Source organism: Pseudomonas sp. EA_15y_Pfl1_P101 (assembly GCF_963970835.1).
GTDB classification, from domain to species: Bacteria; Pseudomonadota; Gammaproteobacteria; order Pseudomonadales; family Pseudomonadaceae; genus Aquipseudomonas; species Aquipseudomonas tritici.
The window spans coordinates 257,821-281,332 of record NZ_CAXAPA010000009.1 but is presented as its reverse complement, the minus strand read 5'-3'; the positions used below and the strand labels follow the sequence as shown (position 1 = coordinate 281,332).

Annotated in this window: 19 protein-coding genes and 1 rRNA gene; 7 read left to right on the top strand and 13 right to left on the bottom strand. The window is 61.3% G+C overall.

What is annotated here, in order from left to right; all coding sequences use genetic code 11:
• Positions 1–115, top strand: a 5S ribosomal RNA gene (gene rrf / locus AACY36_RS16790).
• Positions 116–374: 259 nt separating this feature from the next.
• The gene (gene mrdA, locus AACY36_RS16785) at positions 375–2,267 is read left to right on the top strand and encodes a penicillin-binding protein 2 (protein WP_339428132.1); all 1,893 of its coding nucleotides are present in this window, start codon (positions 375–377) and stop codon (positions 2,265–2,267) included.
• A 1-nt stretch (position 2,268) separates the two neighbouring features.
• Here mrdA and AACY36_RS16780 read toward each other — a convergent pair whose 3' ends face one another.
• Positions 2,269–2,670 (bottom strand): GFA family protein, encoded by a 402-nt coding sequence (locus AACY36_RS16780; protein ID WP_339421131.1) that lies wholly within the window; start codon positions 2,668–2,670, stop codon positions 2,269–2,271.
• Positions 2,671–3,053: 383 nt separating this feature from the next.
• On the opposite strand from AACY36_RS16780, the gene AACY36_RS16775 reads away from it, so the two are divergent.
• The 5 genes from AACY36_RS16775 (at position 3,054) to AACY36_RS16755 (ending at position 7,742) form a co-directional block, all read left to right on the top strand.
• On the top strand, positions 3,054–3,290 hold the full coding sequence (locus AACY36_RS16775; protein ID WP_339421130.1) for a hypothetical protein: 237 nt from the start codon (positions 3,054–3,056) through the stop codon (positions 3,288–3,290).
• A 79-nt stretch (positions 3,291–3,369) separates the two neighbouring features.
• Positions 3,370–3,834: an SRPBCC family protein gene (locus tag AACY36_RS16770; RefSeq protein ID WP_339493523.1), complete on the top strand. Its 465-nt coding sequence runs from the start codon at positions 3,370–3,372 to the stop codon at positions 3,832–3,834.
• A gap of 105 nt (positions 3,835–3,939) precedes the next feature.
• The gene (locus AACY36_RS16765) at positions 3,940–6,297 is read left to right on the top strand and encodes a DNA polymerase II (RefSeq protein ID WP_339421128.1); all 2,358 of its coding nucleotides are present in this window, start codon (positions 3,940–3,942) and stop codon (positions 6,295–6,297) included.
• Between the two features lie 66 nt (positions 6,298–6,363).
• Positions 6,364–6,996 (top strand): glutathione S-transferase, encoded by a 633-nt coding sequence (locus AACY36_RS16760; RefSeq protein ID WP_339421127.1) that lies wholly within the window; start codon positions 6,364–6,366, stop codon positions 6,994–6,996.
• Between the two features lie 164 nt (positions 6,997–7,160).
• A complete protein-coding gene (locus AACY36_RS16755) occupies positions 7,161–7,742 on the top strand; it encodes a DUF4174 domain-containing protein (RefSeq protein WP_339421126.1) in 582 nt (193 codons plus the stop codon).
• A gap of 150 nt (positions 7,743–7,892) precedes the next feature.
• Here the strand turns inward: AACY36_RS16755 and AACY36_RS16750 are convergent, their stop codons facing one another.
• Genes AACY36_RS16750 through AACY36_RS16695 form a run of 12 tightly spaced genes read right to left on the bottom strand, consistent with a single transcriptional unit; the run spans position 7,893 to position 23,263 of the window.
• Complete coding sequence (locus AACY36_RS16750; RefSeq protein WP_339421125.1) at positions 7,893–8,948, bottom strand: acyltransferase family protein; 1,056 nt, start codon at positions 8,946–8,948, stop codon at positions 7,893–7,895.
• 22 nt (positions 8,949–8,970) lie between these two features.
• The gene (gene murJ / locus AACY36_RS16745) at positions 8,971–10,380 is read right to left on the bottom strand and encodes a murein biosynthesis integral membrane protein MurJ (protein ID WP_339421123.1); all 1,410 of its coding nucleotides are present in this window, start codon (positions 10,378–10,380) and stop codon (positions 8,971–8,973) included.
• Positions 10,380–11,807: an O-antigen ligase family protein gene (locus AACY36_RS16740; protein ID WP_339421135.1), complete on the bottom strand. Its 1,428-nt coding sequence runs from the start codon at positions 11,805–11,807 to the stop codon at positions 10,380–10,382. Before AACY36_RS16740 ends, murJ begins: the two co-directional genes overlap by 1 nt.
• Positions 11,808–11,809: 2 nt before the next feature.
• On the bottom strand, positions 11,810–12,913 hold the full coding sequence (locus AACY36_RS16735; RefSeq protein ID WP_339421122.1) for a glycosyltransferase family 4 protein: 1,104 nt from the start codon (positions 12,911–12,913) through the stop codon (positions 11,810–11,812).
• Entirely contained in the window at positions 12,904–14,121 is a 1,218-nt protein-coding gene (locus tag AACY36_RS16730; RefSeq protein ID WP_339497313.1) for a glycosyltransferase family 4 protein, read from the bottom strand. Before AACY36_RS16730 ends, AACY36_RS16735 begins: the two co-directional genes overlap by 10 nt.
• Positions 14,122–14,129: 8 nt before the next feature.
• Complete coding sequence (locus tag AACY36_RS16725; RefSeq protein ID WP_339421120.1) at positions 14,130–15,458, bottom strand: GH39 family glycosyl hydrolase; 1,329 nt, start codon at positions 15,456–15,458, stop codon at positions 14,130–14,132.
• Entirely contained in the window at positions 15,448–16,638 is a 1,191-nt protein-coding gene (locus AACY36_RS16720; RefSeq protein WP_339421119.1) for a glycosyltransferase, read from the bottom strand. The genes AACY36_RS16725 and AACY36_RS16720 overlap by 11 nt, the downstream gene beginning before the upstream one ends.
• Complete coding sequence (locus tag AACY36_RS16715; protein ID WP_339421117.1) at positions 16,638–18,629, bottom strand: GumC family protein; 1,992 nt, start codon at positions 18,627–18,629, stop codon at positions 16,638–16,640. The genes AACY36_RS16720 and AACY36_RS16715 overlap by 1 nt, the downstream gene beginning before the upstream one ends.
• A 15-nt stretch (positions 18,630–18,644) precedes the next feature.
• Entirely contained in the window at positions 18,645–19,421 is a 777-nt protein-coding gene (locus AACY36_RS16710) for a polysaccharide biosynthesis/export family protein (protein WP_339421116.1), read from the bottom strand.
• Positions 19,422–19,450: 29 nt separating this feature from the next.
• Entirely contained in the window at positions 19,451–20,362 is a 912-nt protein-coding gene (locus AACY36_RS16705; RefSeq protein WP_339428136.1) for a glycosyltransferase family 2 protein, read from the bottom strand.
• 1 nt (position 20,363) lies between these two features.
• A complete protein-coding gene (locus tag AACY36_RS16700) occupies positions 20,364–21,824 on the bottom strand; it encodes a mannose-1-phosphate guanylyltransferase/mannose-6-phosphate isomerase (RefSeq protein WP_339428137.1) in 1,461 nt (486 codons plus the stop codon).
• Complete coding sequence (locus tag AACY36_RS16695) at positions 21,824–23,263, bottom strand: undecaprenyl-phosphate glucose phosphotransferase (RefSeq protein ID WP_339421110.1); 1,440 nt, start codon at positions 23,261–23,263, stop codon at positions 21,824–21,826. The genes AACY36_RS16700 and AACY36_RS16695 overlap by 1 nt, the downstream gene beginning before the upstream one ends.
• Positions 23,264–23,512 lie beyond the last annotated feature (249 nt).

Genomic DNA, 23,512 nt, shown 5'->3' with positions numbered 1-23,512 from the left:
TTGACGACCATAGAGCATTGGAACCACCTGATCCCATCCCGAACTCAGTAGTGAAACGATGCATCGCCGATGGTAGTGTGGGGTTTCCCCATGTGAGAGTAGGTCATCGTCAAGATTAAATTCCGAACCCCCTGTTTGCTAACGCAAACAGGGGTTTTGTTTTGGGCGGTTGGAAAGTCCCAGGAGGAAGGGCTTGTCACCGTTCCCCTTACCGTAATCCGAGCCTCCATGAAAAATCCCTCATCCGGCATACCGTTGGGTAAAACGATACAAAGTGTTTCTGCATTTTTGGTATGGTGCAGCACATTTTCACAGGGATTGATCTTTAATCCGCAGGACGCGGCGTCGACCTTCTTTAACGAGATGCTGTAGAAATGCCTGAACCGATACCGATCAAAGATCACGAAAAAGAAAACCGCCTTGTCAACAAGCGCCTGCTCGCCTGCGCACTGTTAGTGATTGGCATCACCTGCGCCTTGGTAGGCCGTATGTATTTTCTGCAGGTGGTGCAGTACGACTATCACTCCACGATTTCTGAAAACAACCGTGTCCACGTGTTGCCCATCACACCAACGCGCGGGTTGATCTATGACCGCAATGGTGTGGTGCTTGCCGACAACCGCCCCAGCTACAACCTGATCATCACCCGTGAGCGCACCACTGACCTCAAAGGTGAGCTGGACGCCATCATTCGTTTGCTGCACCTGCCCGCCGAAGAACGTGCTGTGTTCGACAAGGCGCTCAAACAAGCACGCCACCCCTTCGTGCCTGTGACATTGTTTTACGAGCTGACCGAAGAACAGATCGCGCTGCTGGCTGTGAACGAATTCCGCCTGCCTGGGGTAGACGTAGAACCGCAATTCGTTCGCCACTATCCTCTGGGCGCCCACTTTGCCCATTCCATCGGGTATGTGGGGCGGATCAATGAGAAAGAATCCAAAGCCCTCGACTCTGTGGAGTATCGCGGTACGCAATCCATCGGCAAGACCGGTATCGAGCGCTTCTACGAGTCCGAGCTGCATGGTCACGTAGGCTATGAAGAAGTCGAGACCAATGCTCAGGGCCGCGTACTTCGCGTACTCAAACACACGGATCCGATCCCGGGCAAAAACATTGTGCTGAGCCTCGACGTGCACCTTCAGGAAGCGGCGGAAGAAGCCCTCGGTAATCGCCGTGGCTCGGTGGTTGCCCTCGACCCGCAAACCGGGGAAGTGCTGGCCATGGTCAGCAAGCCGAGTTTCGACCCAAACCTGTTCGTCACCGGCATCAGCTTCAAGGAATATGCCGCGTTGCATGACTCCATCGACCGGCCACTGTTCAACCGCGTCCTTAGAGGACTTTACGCGCCGGGCTCGACCATCAAGCCTGAAGTCGCCATTGCCGGCCTCGACAGCGGTGTCGTCACGCCGCAAACCCGTGTCTTCGACCCCGGTTACTACCAACTGCCGGATTTTGACCACAAATACCGCAATTGGAACCACAGCGGCGACGGCTGGGTAGACATGGACGCCGCCATCATGCGCTCCAACGACACCTACTTTTACGAACTGGCCCACAAGCTGGGCATTGACCGCCTGCATGACTACTTGGCGGAATTCGGCCTGGGCCAGAAAGTGTCGCTGGATATGTTCGAAGAGTCAGCTGGCCTGATGCCATCCCAGGCCTGGAAGCGCGCCACCCGGCGTCAGCCGTGGTTCCCGGGCGAAACCGTGATCCTCGGCATCGGCCAGGGCTATATGCAAGTCACGCCGTTGCAACTGGCCCAGGCCACTGCTTTGATCGCCAATAAAGGTGTGTGGAACCGACCGCATCTGGCCAAGACCATCAACGGCGTGCCGCCCGTGGATGAAAATCCGATGCCTAACGTGGTCCTTAAGGACCCGCGCGATTGGGAGCAGGTCAACCACGGCATGCAACTGGTCATGCACGATCCACGCGGTATTGCACGCGCGGCGGCACAAGGCGCGCAATACCGCATTGCCGGCAAGAGTGGTACAGCGCAAGTGGTGGCGATCAAGCAGGGTGAGCGTTACAACCGTGAAAAGACCCAGGAGCGCCACCGTGACAACGCCTTGTTCGTCGGTTTCGCTCCGGCGGAGCATCCGAAAATCGTGATCTCGGTGATGATCGAAAACGGCGAGGCCGGAGGCCGTGTCGCGGGGCCGGTAGTACGTCAGATTATGGATGCCTGGTTGCTCGATCAGGAAGGCCACCTGAAACCGCAATATGCGACGCCGACTAAGGCGCCTGGCGACCCAAAGGTTTAAATCATACTTGCCATTCGTCCCATTGCTCTACGCCTTGGTAGGTAAGCCAGGGCACGTCATGGGCTGTCCAGATATGCGCGGTGGCCGTGACACCCGGATCATCATCCAGCGTCGCCACCCGCACAATGACATGGGGTTGATGCACACGCTCTGCCATCAGATGCGAGCCACAGCGCGAGCAGAAATGCCTGAGTTTGCCTGGCGAAGATTCGAAAGACGCCAGCAGCTCCACGCCCCGCGTCCAGCGAAAGTGTTCGCGCATCACGCCGGCCGTCGCCACAAAGGCCGCCGCATGCACCTTGCGGCAGCTGTAACAATGGCAGTGGCTGACGGGCATATCCAAGCTGTCTAGCTGATACTGCACGGCTTTGCAGAAACAACTTCCATGGAGCTGTTCAGTCATGGTGCGTCACCTCAGGGGGGGAGGTGGGAGAATCTACCTTTTGCCGCCGCGTTGCGCATCACTGTCATACAAGCCATTTGCCTTAGTGCTAAATTGCGAAGCGTTCTCATTCTTACGCAATATCACTATGCCTTTGTCCGCTGGGCCTCATCCTACCCACGAACCTATTGGCCAACTCTACAGTGGCCACCCCCGCTGGTTTGTCAGTTGGTTACCTGCGCGCCTGGGTTGTTCCCATCAGGCTGCAGACCTGGCTCAAGACACCTTATCCGTTTGTTGCTGGCCGAACGCGCGAAGCCGGTGGCCGCTGACTTGAAGGAGGCCCGGCACTTTCTTGTGACGATTGCCAAGCGCGTGATGATACAGCTTTCGCCGAAAAGCCCTTGAGCACGCCTACCTCCAGGCCATCGCTGGCACCACCACGCGCGGTGTCGAAACTGAGATTTCCGGTGAATTGGCCGCAGGCTGGAACGTGTTCGGCGGCTATACCTCCCGCGAGTCTCACGGCGAACGTCAACAACCTGTTCGACAAAAAATATTACGACGGCATGGGCACATTCAACTCAGGTTCCTACGGCGATCCGCGCAATGCGATGGTCAACGCCAAATGGAAATTCTGAAGTAAGTAGCAACACCAATGCGTGACCGAAAGGTTGCGCATTAGTCGATGTCGCCTACTGTCAATGCAGGAGGTGACGTATGCACGTATTGGACCGCATAGAACGAAAAGTACTGCTCAATGCTCCACGTAAACAGGTGTGGGAAGCACTGACAGACGCCGAACAATTCGGCCGATGGTTTCGGATTGCACTCACGGGCAAGGCGTTTGTCGCGGGGCAAACCGTTGAAGCGCCTATCACCTACCCAGGTTACAAACATGTGATCTGGAAGGTGAAAATCGAACGCATCCTGCCGCAAACACTGTTCTCTTTCTGGTGGCATCCGTTCGCGGTAGAAGAGGGCGTCGACTATGACCAGGAGACCCCGACGTTGGTGGAGTTCACCATTGAAGACCGTGCTCCGGGCATTCTGCTATGGGTGGTCGAATCGGGTTTTGACGCAGTGCCTGAGGCGAGGCGGCAAAAAGCCTTCAAAATGAATTCCCGTGGCTGGGACGAACAGATGAGCAACATCGAAACCTATCTGAGCCAGGCTGGGCCCTAAACAGCATCATGATTGTTGGGGCAGCCGTCATGAGCGTTAACGTGCCGCACTCGTGCGATGCCGAGTAGAATCACGCCCTGAAAGCGATTCCTGAGGTGCGTTACGGTGGATTTACAGCAGGGTTTTGTCCTGACCCGGCATTGGCGTGATACCCCGGCGGGCACGGAGGTGAGCTTCTGGCTGGCGACCGACCACGGCCCTAGGTTTATCCGCCTCCCCGTGCAGACCTCGGTGATGTTTATCCCCGAAGCCCATCGCAAGCCGCTGGATTGGCTGCTCAAGGGTGAGCGCGACATCGAATTGCGCCCGTTGCAGTTGTGCGATTTCCATCACCGCCCGGTCCTGGGTCTTTACACCCGCCAGCACCGCCAGGCGATGGACGTGGAAAAACGCCTGCGCGCTGCCGGTGTGGATGTCTACGAAGGTGACGTGCGCCCACCCGAGCGCTACATGATGGAGCGTTTCATCACCGCACCGGTGTGGTTCGGTGGCACTCCCGACGCAAACGGCGTGCTCTGCGACGCGCAGATGAAACCCGCGCCCGACTACCGCCCGCCGCTGAAACTGGTGTCCCTCGACATCGAGACTACCGCCGAGGGGGATCTCTATTCCATCGCCCTCGAAGGCTGCGGCGAGCGCCAGGTGTACATGCTCGGCCCGCCGAACAACACCGACGCAGTGGACTTCAAGCTCGACTACAGCGACACCCGCGCGCAATTGCTCGAACGACTCAACCAATGGCTTGCCCAGCACGACCCCGATGCGATCATCGGTTGGAACGTGGTGCAGTTCGACCTGCGTGTCCTCCACGAACACGCCCAGCGCCTCAACGTGCCGCTGATGCTTGGGCGTGGCGAAGAGCCGATGGCCTGGCGCGAACACGGTAGCCGTAATCACTACTTCGCGGCGGCGGCGGGGCGGCTGATCATCGATGGCATCGAGGCCCTGCGCTCGGCCACCTGGAGCTTCGAATCCTTCAGCCTGGAAAACGTCGCGCAAACCCTGTTGGGCGAGGGCAAGGACATCTCCACGCCGTACCAGCGCATGGACGAAATCAACCGCATGTTCGCCGAGGACAAGCCCGCCCTGGCACGCTACAACCTCAAGGACTGCGAGCTGGTCACGCGGATTTTCAAGAAGACTGAGCTGCTCAAGTTCTTGTTGGAGCGCGCCAGCGTCACCGGGTTGCCGGCTGACCGCAACGGTGGCTCTGTCGCCGCGTTCACCCATTTGTATATGCCGTTGATGCACCGCCAGGGCTTTGTCGCGCCAAACCTGGGCGACAAACCGCCCCAGGCCAGCCCCGGCGGGTTTGTCATGGACTCGCGCCCCGGTCTCTACGAATCGGTGCTGGTACTCGATTACAAAAGCCTCTACCCATCGATCATCCGCAGTTTCCTGATCGACCCGGTGGGCCTGATCGAAGGCCTCAAGTACCCCGATGACAGTGCGTCGGTGGAAGGCTTTCGCGGCGCGCGTTTTTCCCGCACCCGGCACTGCCTGCCCTCAATCGTCGCGCGGGTCTCCGAAGGCCGCGAAGTGGCCAAGCGCGAACACAATGCGCCGCTGTCCCAGGCCCTGAAAATCATCATGAACGCCTTCTACGGCGTACTCGGTTCCAGCGGCTGCCGTTTCTTCGATACACGGCTCGCTTCGTCAATCACCCTGCGCGGTCACCAGATCATGCGCCAGACCCGCGAACTGGTCGAAGCCCAAGGCTATGAGGTGATCTACGGCGACACCGACTCCACCTTCGTCTGGCTCGGCAGCGCGCATTCTCAGGAAGAGGCCGGCCGCATTGGACGGGCGTTGGTACAGCACGTCAACGACTGGTGGCGCGAGCACCTGCTAACCGCGTTCGGCCTGCAAAGCGCCCTGGAACTGCAATACGAAACCCACTTCACGCGCTTCCTCATGCCGACCATTCGTGGCGCGGAGGAGGGCAGCAAGAAGCGCTACGCGGGCCTTGTCGTGCGTAGCGATGGCAGCGAAGAAATGGTCTACAAAGGCCTGGAAACCGTGCGCAGCGACTGGTCGCCCCTGGCCCGCCGATTCCAGCAGGAGCTGTACCAGCGCATCTTCCATCGCCAGCCCCACCAGGACTACATACGCGACTACGTGCGCCGTACCCTGAGCGGCGAATTCGATGAGTTGCTGATCTACCGCAAACGCCTGCGCCGACGGCTGGACGATTACGAGCGCAACGTGCCGCCGCATGTGCGTGCTGCGCGCCTGGCGGACGAATACAACGACCGGCTGAACCGCCCCCGTCAATACCAGCGCGGTGGCTGGATCAGCTACGTGATCAGCGTCAACGGCCCGGAACCCCTCGAAGTGCGGCAAGCACCCATCGACTACGACCACTACGTCACCCGGCAATTGCAGCCGGTGGCCGACGCTATCCTGCCGTTTGTGAATGACGATTTCAGCACGCTGGTCGGCGGGCAAATGGGCTTGTTTTAAAACACTTGATTCGACTCCGTGGTTACTTGCACTCTTGGGCGCAGGCACCGCTAGGAGGACAGGCCCATGTACACGCTCTACGGCATCGACGAATCCGGTTCCTGCATGATTGAAATCGCCCTGCAACGATGTGCGGTGCCGTGGCGAAGGGTAGACGCGGCCTCCTGGGCGGAAGGTGAGGGCAGTGAGGAGCTGGCCCTTATCAACCCGCTCAAACAGGTGCCCACCCTGGTAACCCCCGACGGCCAGGTGCTGACGGAAAGCGCAGCGATCCTGATCCATCTGGGCCTGGAGTTTCCCGGCTCCGACCTGCTGGCCGGCAACCGTGCGCAGATCATTCGCGGCCTGGTGTATATCGCGGCCAATTGCTATTCGGCGATCGGCATTATCGATTACCCCCAACGCTGGATCGGCGACGTCAACGAAACGGTGCAGGCGCAGCTTGTTACGGGCACCCGGCGCTACCTGCACCAGGCCTGGGTGGTATTTGCCGATCAGTTTGCCGGGCATTTGTTTGGCCCGAACCACACTCCGAATGCACTGGGCTTGATGGCCGCAGCGGTGTCGCGCTGGGACGAGGCACGGGACGCATTGAACGGGCTGGCGCCGAGCTTTGCCCAGAGTCTGGCGCAAGTGGATGCCGACCCCATCGTCGCCCCCGTATTGGCGAGGCATTGGCCGGAGTGGAAGGTCTCATGAAGTTTCCGCAATCAGTGGAAACAATGACAGTTGAACCCACCAAACCCTTGCGTAGCGGGCGTCCTGACCTACGCTTTATTAAGGTGATGTAGGAATCATCCTTGAATTTGACTGTCGCAGACATGAAACTCAAGAACCCTGCATGGAATTCAAAGGAGGTGCGCATGCTCATCCGGTCGCTGACCCTGGCTACCTTGATGGCTTTAACGGGGCCGCTGTTGGCTGCTGATGATATCAACCCGCTCAAGCAGGACTTGGGCAAAGCCCGGCCGCTGGTGGTGGTGGAGCTTGATGCTGGCAACGACACCTTGGCGACCCTAAAGAAACAGTTGGACGAGCCTGCGACCAAGCAGTCCTTTGAAGAGCGCAGCATGGTGTTCTACACCGTGAAATTCGGCAGCATTGGTGCCGAAGGGGAGAAGTTCGCCAAGGACCCAAAGGACAACAAAAAGCTCACGCCGCCCGAAACCAATGCGCTGATTCGTGCCCTCAAACTGGGCGCCGGCAGTGGCACTAAAGTGATCCTGGTGGGCAAGGACGGTGAGAAGAAAGTCGAGAAGACCGTGCCACCGGATACCCTCGACTTGAAGGAGTTTTTCGCGGCTATTGACCAAATGCCGATGGCGGAAAAAGAAGCTGCCGCGGCCGCAGAGCCTGAACCAGCAGCACCCGCTGCTGCGCCGACCAAGGGTGCCAAACCGGCCAAGCACGGCAGTAAGCCAGCTTCGCAACAACTCGACGACTGAAATACATAACCCTTTGTGGGCGTCCGTCGTCCGTCTTGCCCGCGATGGCTATAAGTATCTGCACAACCCTGTAGGGGGCGGGGCAAGCCCGCTCACACAGGTTGCTCTCGAGATGTGTAGATACCAATGCTGCGCATCTTCAAGTGTTCCTTACGTTGCCGCCTTCTCCCCGGTCGCCTTACGCACTGGAAACGGAAAGTAGAGAAACCGCAAAAACGCCACCCGCTTGATCACTTCCCCGATCAATAACGGCACCACCACCGCCACCACAAACCCCACGCACGCCGCCGGCAGTGCAGGCAGCCCCAAGCGCTCCATCAGGTCGAAGGACTTGTGCTGGATCTCGCCGTGGAAGATCAGCAGGATCAAGGTGTTCTGGCCGATGTAGGTCATGGCCCGGGTGACCCAGGCCGAGACCATCAGCACCCGCGCCAGCGCCCAGCAGGCATAAACGCCGATCGCGGCCGGCAGTGTGGTCCAGAACCAATGGTCGTAGCGTCGCTGTGCCAGGTCCATGGTGTCCCAGGTGAAGGTGAACACCAGGGCGAACAGCGCGATCGAGATCAACAGCGTCAGCCAGGAACCCGAGTGCCGGCGCAACCAATCGCGCAACAGGTAGCCGACAATGAAGTAAGTGCTGCTGATCAGCGTGATATCCAGGCTAAACGGCAGGCCGGGCAGCACCCACGTATGCTCGCCGAAGGTGACCGGCAGTTGCCAGAACCACGGCAGCATCCAGGCGCCTAGGATCAATTGCAGTGCCACCAGCGCGAGGCTCAACCACAGCGACAGCTTCAAGCGCTGGATCAACCGCAGCATCACCCAACTGAACAGGATCGCCACCCAGAAGTGCGGCAGAAACCACAGCGCCTGCCACGGGAGGGTGTCCACCGAGGCATACAGCACGCCACCCACATCCGGTAGCAGCGGCTGGCCGCGCAGGATGCTGCGCACGACCACATAGGTGAGCATGGTGAAGAAAAACGGCTTGAGCAGGCCATCGGCCTTGCGCACCGCCGTCTCCACGAACGGTTGTTCAGGCTTGAAGAACACCCCCGACAAAAAGAAGAACAACGGCAAAATAAACGACGCCAGCACCGGGTACAGCAAGTCCGGCGAGGTGGCGACGAACCAGCTGTGGGCAAATACGATCACCAGGATGCCGATACCCTTGGCAATATCCATTTGAATCCAGCGATGTTTCATCTGAGTTGTCCCGATTGATCGTTCATGCCTTGCGCCACGGCTTCAGCCACAGCCCCATCCCGAGCAACACCACCGCGCCGGTCAGGGTGCTCAGCCCCAGTTGCAGCCACACGCCTTCAACCCGAAACAGCGCCAGCGCCACCACGCCCATCAGCACTGCACTGAGCAGCCAATGCCGGGCCCAGGGCAGGGCGCCAAGCAAGGCTTGGCGCTGCATCAGCAGTAACGCGGTGCAGATCACCCCGGCCAGCGCAGCCAGAGGAATGCCGGCCAGGCCGAACATAAAAGGCAGGGCGCCGAGCAGCAGCACATTGACCAAGCTACCGAGCAATTCGCAGCGCAGTGGCTGGCGTGTATCGCCAGCGGCATAGGCATAGCGCGCGAGCAAGGCGTTCCAGGCGCCGAACACCAGTGGCACAGCAAACCAGGCCAGCAACAGTGGCAACGGCGAGTCCACCGATTGCCTGGGCAGCAGCAACGCCACCAGGCTCGGTGCCGCCGCCACCAGGCCAACGCCAGCGGGCAGGGTCAGCACGCTGGCGGTTTCCAGGCCGCGCTTGAGCAGGGCCAGGCGTTCATCGCCCTGGCGACGGCTCATCATGCCCAGCAGTACTTGGTTGAGGCTCATAAGCGCAATCAGCGGCAGGTTCATCAGCTTGCGCGCCAGGTTGATCCAGGTCACCGCGCCTTCCCCCAGCAACGACGCCACCAGCCGCTCGATCAGCGCCAGGCCCTGGCTGGCGCCATTGCTCAACAACAGTGGGCCGATGCGCTGGCCCAACTCCCGTAGTGGCGCCAACGACAATTGCCAATGCCATGGCCGCCAACCCTGACGCCACATCGACGGCAGCAGCGCCAACGGCATCAACAGGCTGCCGGCCAGGCACGCCAGTGCCAGGGAGTGCGGTTGGGTGGCGGTACCCGCGAACGCGAGGTAGGTCACCGGCGGCAGATTGAACAACAATGAGCCCAAGCCTGCCAGCACAAAACGCTCGCTGGCCTGCAACGGAATACTGAACAGTGCATGCAGCATCAGCCCCGGCACGCACCACGCGACAATCTGCAAGTTGCTGCTCGCCAAAGCCGTCGCACTGGCCGCCAAGCCCGGCCCAAGCAGTTGCACCAGCCACGGCGCCCACAGCGTCAGCAGCAGGCTGATGACCAGCGCGATCAGCAGCAACGTCGGAAACAACTCCGTCAACCAGCCCTGCCGCTCGTCGTCTTTGCGCGCGAGATAAAGCGGCAGCGCAGCGGCGCTCAGCACACCGCCAGCCAGAGACATGCGCAGCGCCTCCGGCAAAAACAGCGCGATCAGGAACGCATCACTGCGCTCACTCGCACCCCAGGCCGCCACCAGCAACCATTCGCGGGCGAAGCCCAGGCACAAGCCCAGCAGCGTCGCCAGGGTCAGCCAGACCGCGGAGCCCAGCATCAGGGTTGCGCACCATCAATCAGCGGTTTGCGCAACGCCACGCTTTTTACCTGTGGCAGGCGCGCCGGAAACAGTCGGCGGGCCTCCAGCACATTGATCCCCACCATCAGCCAGAACAGCGCGACCATCACCACCGCAAAGCTGAAGTAGTGGTCGAACAGGCCGCTGACCAGCGCCGAGAGAATCCCGGCGGTGGTGCCCAGCCATAGCGCATTGTCTTTCGTCAGGCGGATCGGGCCGCTGTCCGGGCGCGCTTCACGCCACCAGCGCACCGTCACCGCCACAAAAAACAGCATGCCGACGATGCCGGTCTTGTAGACGAAGTTCAGCCACAGGTTCGAGATGCCCAGCAACTGAGTGCCCGGTACCGGTGGATCCACCTTGAAGCCAATACCGAACGGGTAGGACCCCACCGCCTGCGGGAACATGCGGTACTCGTCGAAACGCACTTCGGTACTGGCGTTATCCGACGAAAAGATCGTCGCCAGGCGCTCCTGCAACGGTGGATAAGCCATCACCAACGCCACCGTCAGCGCCGCACCGATCATCAGCAGGCGACCGGTGTAGGGCACCCGGCGCGTGGCCATCCACATCAGCACCAATGCCAGGCTGACCATCGCACCGCGGCTGCTGGCCAACAGCAGCGCCGCCGCGCCCAGGCACGCCACGCTCAGGCCAAGCGCGCGCTTCCAGCCTTGCTCGGTCATGCCAAAACAGAAGGCCAGGGGCAGCAGCAACGCCATGATCCCGCCGATGGCATTCGGGTGCATCCACGGCGAGCCCATGCGCGAAGACATGGCCTCCAGGCCGAACTTCAACATGTCGAAGTTGGCATAGTTGAACAGCCCCAGGATCGGCGCAATGCCGGCCGCGGATCGCGTGCGCACAAACACTGCAATCGACAGCACCAGCATCGCCAGGCTGCCCAGCAGCAGGGCGATTACCAGCGATTCGCGGTGCTTGTGATCCACCAGCAATTTAGCGCAGAGGAATACCGCCGACAGGCTCAACAACCAGCGCAACCAGTTGGCCACGCCGCTGGTGTCGGCGTGGATGGTGACTTGGCCGACGATAAACGGGAACACACTGAACAGCATCAGCCACAGCAGCATCTGGTCGGTAGGCCGGCGGGAGAGGCTCGGTGTGTCGGGCAGGCGCGCCAGGAAGTTGTGCCACAGCACCGCGCCCCATGTCAGCGCCAGGATGGCTTCGCTGACGGTACTGCGAATGCCCAGGTTGACCGTGGAGTACGGCATGAACGTGGCGATCAGGGCAAACAGCAACAAGCCCCAGAACGGAAAGCGCAGGATGGTAACGGCCCCGGCCAGGCCGATCACGGCGAGGAACGCCTTGGCCGGTGACAGCAGCAGCGCGAGGGCGCCAAACAGCAGGCCGAAGAGGATCGCGAAGAGGCTGGTTAAATTTATTTTCACTTCAGCTCCTCAATCAGTTCGCCCAGGCGCCGGCGATAGGCGTGATGGTTGAAGCGCTCCGCCCACTGGCGCCGTTGCTCGGGCGATTCCTCATTGGCGCGCTCGCCCAGGCTGACCATCAACTGCGTCAGCGCCGGGCCATCGGTGGGCGAGAAGCGCGGTGCCGACGGCGGGGTGATTTCATCCAGCGACGTACCGCTGGCCACCGCCACCGGGGTGCCCACGCTCAGGGCTTCGATCACAGGCAGACCAAAGCCCTCGGCATACGAAGGTTGCCACAAGCGTAATGCCCGGCGGTACAGCGCGTGCAATTCGGCATCCGACACGCCACTCAGCGCACGAATACCCGGTAGGTCACGCTGGGCTTCGGGCAAATGGTCGAGGCTGCCCACCAGCACCAAATCCGGCACGGCAGGGGATTGGCGTCGCGCTTTCTGCCAGGCCTCCACCAGGAATGGCACGTTTTTGCGCAGCTCGCGGGTGCCCACCAGCAGCCAGTAGCGCTCGGGGAGTTGGCGGGCGCTGAGGTCCGCCGCCAGTTCGGAAAAACCGTCGACCTGGTTGGGCAGCACGCGAATCTTGCCCGCCGACTTGGGAAACAACCGCGCGGTTTCGTCGGCGCTGTACTGCGACGGCGTCCACACCCGGTCGGCGCTGTGCACCGCGTAGGCAATCGACAGGCGATCGCTGGTCTTGTAGATCAGCGCCTTCAAACGGTTGGCGTGGTAGTTGTCCAAGGTGATCTGAAACAGGTCATGCAGCAGCACCACGGTACGCAATCCTTTCGGCTTGGGCGGCAACGGCAGGCCCATGTTAAAGGTGCTGATGTACAGATCGATAGGCTGCTCACGCAACGCGCGCGGTAGAAAACCGGCCTCGAAACGCAGGCGATTCTGCGGCTGGTGCATGGCGGTCTTCGCGCAGCCCCAGGCTGGGCAGTGGGCCTGCAAACGGGTTTCATCGCCCAGGGGCGCCACGGTAAACCGCTCAAGCTCAATGCCCGGCAGGCTGTGCAGGGCGCTTTCCAGCGCGTACACCTGGCGGCTGATGCCCGATTGCGGCGAAGTGCCGACGGTGCGGTAATCCAGGCCTACACGCATGCGGGCTCCTTTTGATTCAACGGCGAAAGGCTCGCGTACACCTGCTCTAGCTGGCTGGCGGCGACGCTCCAGTCATGGGCGCGACGCACATACGCGCGGCCCGCTTCACCCATGGGCCCGGCGGCGTCGGGGAACTGCAGCAGACGCACCACGGCGTCTGCCAGGCTCGCGGCGGTTTGGCCGCCTAGGTAGTCCAGGCCTTCTATCAGGTCGAGCCCCGAGACACCTTGCTCGGTACTTGCCAGCGGCAGGCCGGCGGCCAAGGCTTCAAGCACCTTGAGTTTGGAACCGCCGCCATGGCGCAACGGCGCAAGAAAAACCGAGCAACTCGATTGCAGGTCTATCAGGTTAGGCACAAAACCTTGCCACTCAATGCGTGGGTCCTGCCAGCGCTCGCGCCAGCTGGCTGGCATGCCGAAACCACACACGCTCATGCGTGCCTGCGGGCAGCGTTCCCAGACCTTGGGCAGGATCTCATCCAGCGCCCACTCGATAGCGTCCACATTGGGGGCGTATTCGTAATTGCCCAGGAACAGCACGCGGCGTGCCGATGGATCGGGATGGGCCACCGCGAAGTGATCGCAATCCACGCCATTGACCACCACCGACACCGGTTTGCCGGCGATCTTGGTCAGGGTCTGTGCGTCGCTGTCAGTCACCGCCACTACCTGCGTGGCCTGGCGCATCACACGACGCTCCCAGCGCGTGTAGCGCCATTGATCGTAGCGAATGAAGGGCAGCGCCCAGCCCGGCAAGCGGTCATAGGTGGCCGCGCCGAGGGCCGACTCGACATTGTGTTCGGTCAGCACGAACGGCTGGGATTTACGCGCCAGCGCGTCCTCGTAAGGCTGGAAGCTGTAGCTGTGCTCAATCTGCACCACGTCCCAGTGGTCATCCAACAACCCGTTGAAGGTTTCCTGCAGTTCATTCGACAGGCCATTCACACTGGCCAGCAGCGGGTAGGGTGCAAACAGCCCGGCCACGAGGGTCTTCACACTGCGCAGTGGGCGGCGCGGCAGGATGATCAGTTGTTCGAAAAATGCTTCCAGCACTTTGCGGTCTGTGAGCGACACCGGGTGCTTGTCATGCAGCAGCAAGGTGATCCGATGCCCGCGCGCGGCCAGGCTGCGCAGCAGGTGAAACTGGCGCGTCTTGCCGCCGCTGGTGGCGGGCCAGGGTGAGTAGGGCAGGATCCATAAAATGCGCATCGCAGGCCTCAATCCCATAGCAGAATTTGCAGGTTCGACTTGACCGGTACAGTCAGGCCGTTGGTGCCGCTCACCGGGGTCTGGGTGCCGCGCAACGGGTCGTACAGGGTGGCGCTGGCCAGGCCCGGCAAATGCGCGTTGCCGCCTTGGGCAGACCAGAAAAACCACAGCTTGCGCCCGTCCGCACGGGTCCAGCCGATGCTGAACAAACCGCCGGGCAACTGGTCGGCAACCGGTGGATCGCCCGGCGTGAGTTGCGGCCCGCTGACGTCGAGGAAGTTTTTCAGCGCGGTGTAGGCGGGCTTGGGGTTGGCGTCGATATCGAGCAGGCCATACGACTGGTCGCGCACGCTGGCGCGCTGGTCGAGGTCGCTGAGGGTGAACAGGAAGATTTTGTCGTAATCCATCGCGCTCATCAGCGCCACACGCCGCACGATGTAATCGGCCTGGGCTTGTAGCGTGATGATGTCCTGGGCGTCTTTTGGCCCGTGGTAAGTCGACCAGCCCCACTCGGTGCTCCACAGGGTTTGTACACCGCCGTTGCGCAAGGCCTGGTTGAGTTGGGTGGTCTTGGCGATGAAGTCCAGGTTCGCCGGATCGTTGCCTTCAGGCAGTTGGGTGTAGGGGTGGTAGGAAATTACCGTGTTCAAGCTGGCTACACCCAGCGCACCGAGGGCCGCGAGCATGGTCTGCCCATTAGGCATTTCGCTGAAGAACGCCATACCAGCGGCCACCACCGGTGTGTTCGGGTTCACGGTGCGCAAGGCATTGGCGGTGGCCGTCAAAAGGGCGGCATAACCGGCCGGGTCCGCTACCGGGCGCCAGAAGCCCAGCAGGTTCGGCTCATTCCACACCTGCCAGGCATCCACACTGGGATAACGCTGGGCCAACAGCGCCATGCGATTGGCGAACACGTTCGGATCCTTGGGCGGGTACTGATCCTGATACGGCGCCCCGGCTGGCGCGGTCGTAGCGAAGGGCGCCGAGCCGACCAGGTAGAACACCGACTTGAGCTGGTTGTCCTGCAACTTGCCGACCAACTGATCCAGGGTTGCGACCTGGTACTGGTTCTCGGCGGGTTCAAGCTGATCCCAGTGCAGGTCCAGGCGCACCCATTCCAGGCCCAGGGCCTTTAGGCGGTCGATCTGCATCTGGTAACGCACCGGGCTGAACCACAGGAATTGCGCGTTCACCCCCAGGAAATCCTTCCACACCACGACTTTGCTGCCCTTGAGCACAGGGTTCTCGGCATCGGCCTGGCGCCCCCACAAAAACGCGCTGAGGCCCAGGGCGGCGACTACCGCCAGGGTGACCAGGTAAGTGCGTTTACGCGACATGGCGGGCTCCGACGATGGCCTCGCCAAACAGCGTGACAAATTTCTGCGCCGTCAACGGCCACAACCGTTCGCGACCAATTTCCCCGGCGCGCTCGGCCCAATCCCGCGCCAGCAGCGGCGTGCGTGCCAGGCGCAACAGTTGTTCGCCGAGGGCAGCCACATCACCCTCTGGGTAAATGGCGCCGTTGCCACTGGCGACTTCCTCGGCAAACGCGCGCGCATCGGAGGTGATCGCGCCGCGCCCGCAGGCGGTCGCCCAGGACAACGCCCCACTGGTGCCGCGCTGGCGCCCGAGCAGGCCAAGTTTTTTCGATTCGCGGTACGGCAGCACCATCGCATGGTGGGCCTGGATGGTATGGGCAATTTCATCGGCGGGCAGGTTCAGCCGCCAGTCGATGGACGCGGTCAGGCCCAGTGACGCGATCTGCGCGTTCAGTTGCGCCAGGTAATTACCGCCCGCGCCAAATGCCATCTCCGGGGCAGTGCCGCCGGCCAGGGTCAGGCGCACGCGATCGCGTAATTCGGGGGCGTGTTTGAACACATCCGCCAGGGCCTGCACCAGGTCTTCGATGCCTTTGCCGCGGTAGATGAAGCCGAAGTACAGCAGGTGCAGCGTGTCCAGCGATGGCAGCGGTGCCGGTGTAATCGCCAGGTTGGCATGGTTGATCACCGCCACTTTGGCGGCGGGCAATTGCATGCGCTGGCTCAAGCACTTGGCACCCAGGCGGGTGAGGGTCACCAGCCGGGTCAACCCTTTGGCGACCTGGCGTTCTTCGCGCAACGTCAGCGGGTCGGCCAGCACCACGGCCGCTTGGGGTAACGGGCTGGGCAAACGCTCCAGCAGGCTCAAAGGGAACGGCAGATGCTCACGCCGCCACACCAAGCGTTCCGGGTCATGCACGGTGGCGGTCAGTGGCAGTTGCGGGTAAGCCTTGCGCAGCTCGCGCAGGGCCAGGAACTCCCCCAGCCGCCCGCCGCCCAGCTCGGCGTGCACCAAGTCGACGGTTTGCCAATCGAAGCCGGCGACGGCCTGCTCTATCGCTTTGGAGTTGCCCGCCACCCCGGCCAGCGGCGTCAGCACCGTCACACCGAGTTGTTCCAGCGCCGTACGGAAATGGTTCGCGTAGTCGGCGATGCCGTTTTTTTCCGGCGGCAAGGGCGCGAGCAGGGCGATACGCATCAGAACGCTCCCCGGTATTTGCCAATGGTCTGCAGCACCTTGCTCGGCACTTCGAACTTGCGCCGGTTGATGATGATGCCGTCCACCTTGCCGAACGCCGTGTTGAGAATCGACAGCGCATGCTCCACCACCGGCACGGTACTTTTGCGCGCCTCCACCACCAGCGCGATCAGGTCGGCGCAGCGCAGGGTCACAAACGCATCGCGGTTAGCCAGCAACGCCGAGGCATCCAGCAGCACCACCTCGCCGGGCGCCGCCGCTTCAAGCCCGCCGACCCGCACATCGATGCCGTTTTCGGCCAGCAACTGGCGCAGTTGCTCGACCACAAAGGTCACCCCCTCGCCGTGACGCGCTGAGGTCAGCCCGAGTGTCAGGCCCTTCTCGGCGATACGGTCGGGCTGCAGCAAGCTGTATAGCCGGTAGATGCTCGCATTGAACGCGTTGGCGCTTTGCGCGGTGGTGGTGTCCAGCTCGGGCAGGGTGGTCCACAGCGGCAGGCCGAACTTGCGCTCCACCAGGCCACCGTCGTGAATACGCTGGTCGAGCAGGTAGCACAGGTAGATCACCAGCAAGCCGACGACGATCGCAAACGGGATCGCCAGGATTAGCATCACCAGGGTTTTCGGGAAGATGCGGCCTGGGTTCAGGGTTGCTTCTTCGATCACGGCAATGTTGCTGATCTGGCTGTTGTCCAGCTCACGGTCGATGCGCGATTTTTCCAGGTTATCCACGTACAACGCGTAATTGCGCTCTGTGGTGTTCAGCTCTCGGGAGAGGCGGGCCAGCTCCGGTTCTATCTCCAGGGCTTGCTTGCGCTGCGCTTCCAGGTTCACCAATTGTTTCTGCTGTTGAACCAGCTGCGTGCGCAGCGCCAGGTTGTTACTGGTTTCATCCAGCAGCACGCGCTGTAAGTGGATTTCCAGGGTGTTCGGCGCACGGTTTTCCGAGGCTTGAACGGTGTTGCTTTCGCTGGCGACCTGGACCTGCATGGCACGAATCGACGCGTCCAGGGCTTTGACCGGCGGCGCATTGTCCGTGTACGTGCGCATCATGTCGGCCTTTTCCAGCAGCTTCTGGTTAAGCAGGCGACGTAAGTCCTGCTGCTGCGGGTTCAGAGCGATCTGGCGCACCGTGGTGACTTCCTTCGGCTGGCTCTTGAGTTGCTTGCGTGTGCTCTGGATTGCGCTGTCGGACGAGGCGATCAGCCGCGTAGTGTTGAAGGTCTCGCCGCGCAGCACGTTGATGCGCTCGGACAAGTCTTCCAGGCGATCGGTGATGCTCGCTGCGCCGATCTCGTTGAGGTGCGTGAGGATCTGTTGCTTGTAGCTCTTGATCTCGGTCGCGCTGTTGGCCGCCTGGCCTTCATAAAAGGCGTACAGGCTCTTGCGCCCCAAGGCCTGGGTGCGTTCGTTGATATAGGTTTCGACCCAATCCTTGACCACCGCCTGGGCGATCTCCGGGTCGCCCCACTTGAAGCTGATATCCATCACCGTCGAGCCGGCGGCGTGGCTCACTTCAAAGTTCTTCTCCAGGCTGACGGCCAGGCGTTCAACCGGGGTAGTCTTTTCAACCACGCCAACGGTTTCCAGCACCACGCGCAGGCCATCGAATACCGCACCCAGGCCGCTCTTGACGTAGTACTTGGTGCGCTTCCAGAAGCCTTCCGGCGGTGGCGCGTTGTCGATCACTTCCAGGTAGTGCTCCGCCACCGCGCGCACGATCGGGCGACCGGTGAGCAGGCGTTCTTCGTCGACAATCGGGTCTCGCTGCGTGCTGGGCATCACCAGCGCCTGGCGGTTACTGATCTCGATGGGCAGGGTCGAATCCCGCCCAGGCTTGACCAGCAGGCGCGCAGTGGATTCGTACTTGGCCGGCAGCAAGAAAGCCCCCAGCAGGATGATCACCAGCGCGGCAATCGCCGCCAGTTTGAACTCGCGCCGGAAAATGAAGAACAGACGCAGAAGATCACGAAAAGAACGGATCTCGATCATAGGGATGTCGCTCCTTTAGTTACTGCCGCCGCTGGTTCGTGTGTAGTTGTAGCCAACCCCAATGGACTTGGTGAAGGGGATTAGTTGGTTCAGGTAGGTATCCACCCCTTGGATGCGCTCGCCCACGTTGGATTTGGGCACGAACACCACATCGCCGCGTTGCAGGCGAACAGGCTTGCGCCCGTTGGGGCCGGTCTTGAGCAGTTGGCTGAAGTCCAGGAAGTAGGCGCGATAGGCACCCTGTGCGTCTTCACGCAGCAGGGCGACCATGCTGGCATTGCCCGCCGGGCTGACCCCGCCGGCACCGATGATTGCCTGCTCAAGGGTGTTGGCCGTGGCAATCTGCACTGCCGTCGGGTTGTTCACCGCGCCGCCGACGATGATCGAGCTGGCCGGTGCCTGGTTGATGTTTACGGTCACGCGCGGTTCGCGGTAGATCGGCGCGAGCTTGGTGGTCAGCTCCGTGGCCAATTCCGAAGGCTGGCGCCCGGCCACTTGGATCGGCCCCAGGAACGGGTAGTTGATCTTGCCGTCGGTCTGCACTGTGTACAGCGTCAGCTCATAGATGGTGCTGACGTTGAACGCTGACAGCGTCGGCATCTCACCGGCATCGCGCACGATGCGCAGCTGGTCGCCGATGCGGATACGTTCCATCGCCGGCGGTAGCTGTGCAAGCTGCTCGAGGGCGCGCTTGCCTTCTTCGACGGTCTTGCCGTCCGGCGGCACAATGCGCGCAGGCGTGTTACAGCCTGCCGCAGTCAGCAGGGCGAGCACGAGCAGGGTTCGTTTCATCAAGGGGGACTTCCTGTAGGTCATGATGCTCACCTCCAATAACCGGGAAACATGCTGATGCGCCGCTTTAGGGAGAGGGGGAGACGGCGCTCCAGATGGCCCAGCCGGTAGCCGAGCAATTTGAACGCGCTGCGTACCAGCACTTCGGGAATGCGGTGCAAGGCTCGGGCCTTGCGCAAGGCCCTGAGTTCAGCCAGCACATAGCGCTTGCCTTCGCCACCCGCATCGCCAAAGGCCTGCTTGATCCACGGCTCGCGGCCGTAGAACACGCCAATGTCGAAGTAGCGGTGAAACTCATCCATGAGTCTGTAATCGTGGGAGTGGTGCACCAGCGCCGTGGCGGCGTAGCGCACCTTGTAGCCTTCGAGCAGCATGCGTGCGGCCACGAAGGCGTCTTCGCTGCCGATCACGTCTGCCGGGAAACCGCCCACCGCCTCCAGCACGCTGCGCCGGTACACGGAAAACGAGTCGGAGCTGAAGCAGGTCTTGATCCCTAATTCCGCTGCATCGGCCAGGCTTTTGCTGCGGCTCTGTTCCGGATAGTTGAAGTGCCGCGATTGCGCGCCCAACACACCGGCATCGGGGTGAGGCAGCTGGCGCCCGTAGGCCACGCCATTGAGCGGGTCCTGCTGCAATTCGGCGAGCAGGTTGGCGAAGGTCTCGGGGGTGGCGGGGATCGCGTCCTGGGTCATCACGATCAGCGCCTCACCGCCCACCTGTTCGCTGGCCCAGCGCCGCGTACCGCCATGGTTGAAATCACGCGCGTCGATCACCTCAACCCGTGCACCGAACGCGCGAAAGCGCGCCACGGTGTCGTCGCTGGACGCGCTGTCCACCACCAGCAACTCGTCAGGTTGCAGGGTTTGCATCTCCAGCGCCGGCAGCAGGCGTGCCAAGTGGCTGGAGGCGTTACGGGTCGGGATGATCAGAGACGTACGCATGTCATTTTTTCACTTCAGCCGGGGCGCGCCCGTAGATGTCGTCGAAGCGCACGATGTCGTCTTCGCCCAGGTACTCGCCGCTCTGCACCTCGATCATCACCAGGTCGATAATGCCGGGGTTGGTCAGCCGGTGTTTATTCCCGGCGGGGATGTAGGTGGACTCGTTGGCGTTGATCAGGAATTCGCGCTCGCCGTTGGTGATCTGCGCTGCGCCGCTGACCACCACCCAGTGTTCGCTGCGGTGGTGGTGCATCTGCAGTGACAGCGACGCCTGCGGCTTGACCACGATGCGTTTGATCTTGAAGCGGCTGCTTTCCTCCAGCACGGTGTAGGTACCCCACGGCCGGGTGACGGTGCGGTGCAGGCTGTACGCCGGATGGTTCTGGCGCTTGAGTTCGGCGACGATGTAGCGCACATCCTGGCTACGGTGGGCGTCGGCGATCAGCAGCGCGTCGGGCGTGTCGACGATAATCAGGTCGCGCACGCCTACCGCGCCGAGTACGCGCTTGGGCGAGTCGATGTAGCAGTTGTGCACGTCATGCAAAATCGCTTCGCCATTGACCTGGTTGCCATGCGCGTCGCTGGGGGTGAGCTGGCGCAGGGCTTCCCACGAGCCGATATCGCTCCAGCCGATGTCGCAGGGCACCACGGCGACTTGCTTGGACTTTTCCATCAAGGCCACGTCGATGGAAATATCTGGCGCGCTGCCGAAGGCCTCCGAGTCCAGCTCACACTGGCGCGAGGTTTTGTTTTGCAGGCTCTGGCTATGGTCCAGCGCGGTGCGGGCGGCTTCCAGCACGTCGGGCGCATGGGTGGCGAGTTCGTCCACCAGGGTGCTGGCCTTGAAGCAGAACATGCCGGCGTTCCACAGGTGCTTGCCGCCGTCGAGATAGCCCTGGGCGGTGACCAGGTCGGGTTTTTCGACGAAGCGTTTGACCCGGTTGCCCGTGCTCAGCGGCTCACCCTGTTCAATGTAGCCAAAGCCGGTTTCCGGGTGATCCGGCTGGATACCAAACGTCACCAGGTAACCGGCTTCGGCCAGGTCGCGGGCCTGGGTCACGGCCTCGGCAAACGCCACTTCATTGAGGATCAAATGGTCGGCGGGCATGACCAACAACTGCGCGTCGCCGCCAAAATGTTCCTGTACGTGCAACGCCGCCACCGCAATTGCCGCTGCCGTATTACGCCCGAACGGCTCCAGAAGCAGGTCCAGGGGCAGGTGAGCCTTGTTGACCAGGCGGTAGTCATCCAGGGTGCGGAACAGCAGGTCGCGGTTGGTCACCGTCAACACGCTTTCCACGCCGGGCAGTTTGGCCGCCCGCTGAAAGGTTTTCTGCAGCAGGCTTATGCCATCGCGCATGCGCATGAACGGCTTGGGCATGTTCTGCCGGGACACCGGCCACAGCCGCGTGCCCGAACCACCGGAAATGATGCAGGGAATCAATCCGTTGAGGGTGTTCATCAATAGACTTCCTTGGTGGAAAGGACGGCCGGGATCGTCATGAAGACGATGTACAGGTCAAACCACACCGACCACTTGGAGATGTACTCCAGGTCGTACTCGACGCGTTTCTGGATCTTGAACAGGGTGTCGGTCTCCCCCCGGTAACCGTTGATCTGCGCCCAGCCGGTGATACCGGGCTTGACTCGGTGACGCGAGCTGTATTCGCTGACCGCCACTTCGAAGGGCACGCCCGCCGCCTTGGTCGCCGTGGCGTGCGGGCGCGGGCCGACCATGGACATGTTTCCCAGCAGCACATTGAACAGTTGCGGCAGCTCGTCAATGCTGGTCTTGCGGATGATGCGGCCCACGCGCGTGATGCGCGGGTCTGTGCGCGTCGTTTGGCGCTCGGCGGTGAAGTCGCTCTGGTCGGTGTACATCGAGCGGAACTTGAACACGCGGATTTCGTTGTCGTTGTAGCCATAGCGGTTCTGGCGAAACAGCACTGGGCCCTTGGAGTCGAGCTTGATCGCAATCGCTGTCGCCACCATCAGCGGTGACAGGCACACCAACGCCAGGCTGGCCAGCAGGAAATCCTCACAGCGCTTGATCACTGGCGACCAGCCGCGCAATGGCAACTGCGAGGTGTTGAACATTAGGATGCCGCCCACATCGGTGATTTTGCTGTGGCCGTAGCGCAGGGCCGCCATGTCCGGCACCAGCATGACGTTCACCGACAGCTGCCGCAGGCGGTTGACCAAGCCGTGGATGCGCTGCTCGGCGGCCCAGGGCAGGCAGATCATCACTTGGTTGACCTGCTCGGCACGGATCAGTTTTTCGAGGTCGCGGGTATTGCCCAGCAGGGGCAGCTTGCTCAGCTCCTTGGGAATGCGCTCGGTGCGGTCGTCGATAAAACCGACCAGGCCGGAACGGATATCGCCGTGGCGCTGCAGGTGATCGGCGACGTGCACAGCGGTGTCGGTAAAGCCCAGGATCACCGTGCGTTGCAGGTATTTGCCAGCCCGCATCAGCCTGCGATAAAGGCGCAACATCACCAGGCGCTCCAGGCAGAACAACGTCAGGCTGGCGACATACCACGTCGCCAGGTTACGCGGGGTTAATTGCGGGAACATGTGCAGGATCTGGTACATGAACAACAGAATGCAAAACGCCGCCGACCAGGCTTTGATCTTGGTTTTCAAGCGCAGCCGGTTGCTGAACAATTCTTCGGAATATATGCCCAGGGCCTGAAAGAGAATAATGGTCAGGACCGCGAAAAACACCAACATGCCCACGAAATGAGCGCGCAGTTCAGGGTCAATCGGGTCGAGGAAAAGCACCAGGACCAGTGGAGGCAAAATGGCCGACAGGCCGTGGATCAATTTGACGAAGACAACAAAGAATTCAACAAAACCAGCACGCGTTAAAAACAAGCTGTCGACTGACGACTTCTCTCGCATAAACCATCCCTCATTGCACGCCAAGCGGCACTGTTCGACTGTTCGCTCAATAAAGCAGCGGGCCGCTTTAGCGTTCAGCTCGAACTGACTGCACTGGGTAATACGCAACTTTCCAATTCAAATGCACCCTCCAAACACAGCGATTCATTTGAATTGATTTTGCGGGGTAGTGACTAAAGGCGTTTTCCCTTTATTTGCTTAGTCAATAAGTTGACTGTTATGCGAGGCCCCCATACTAGAGAGTTCTAT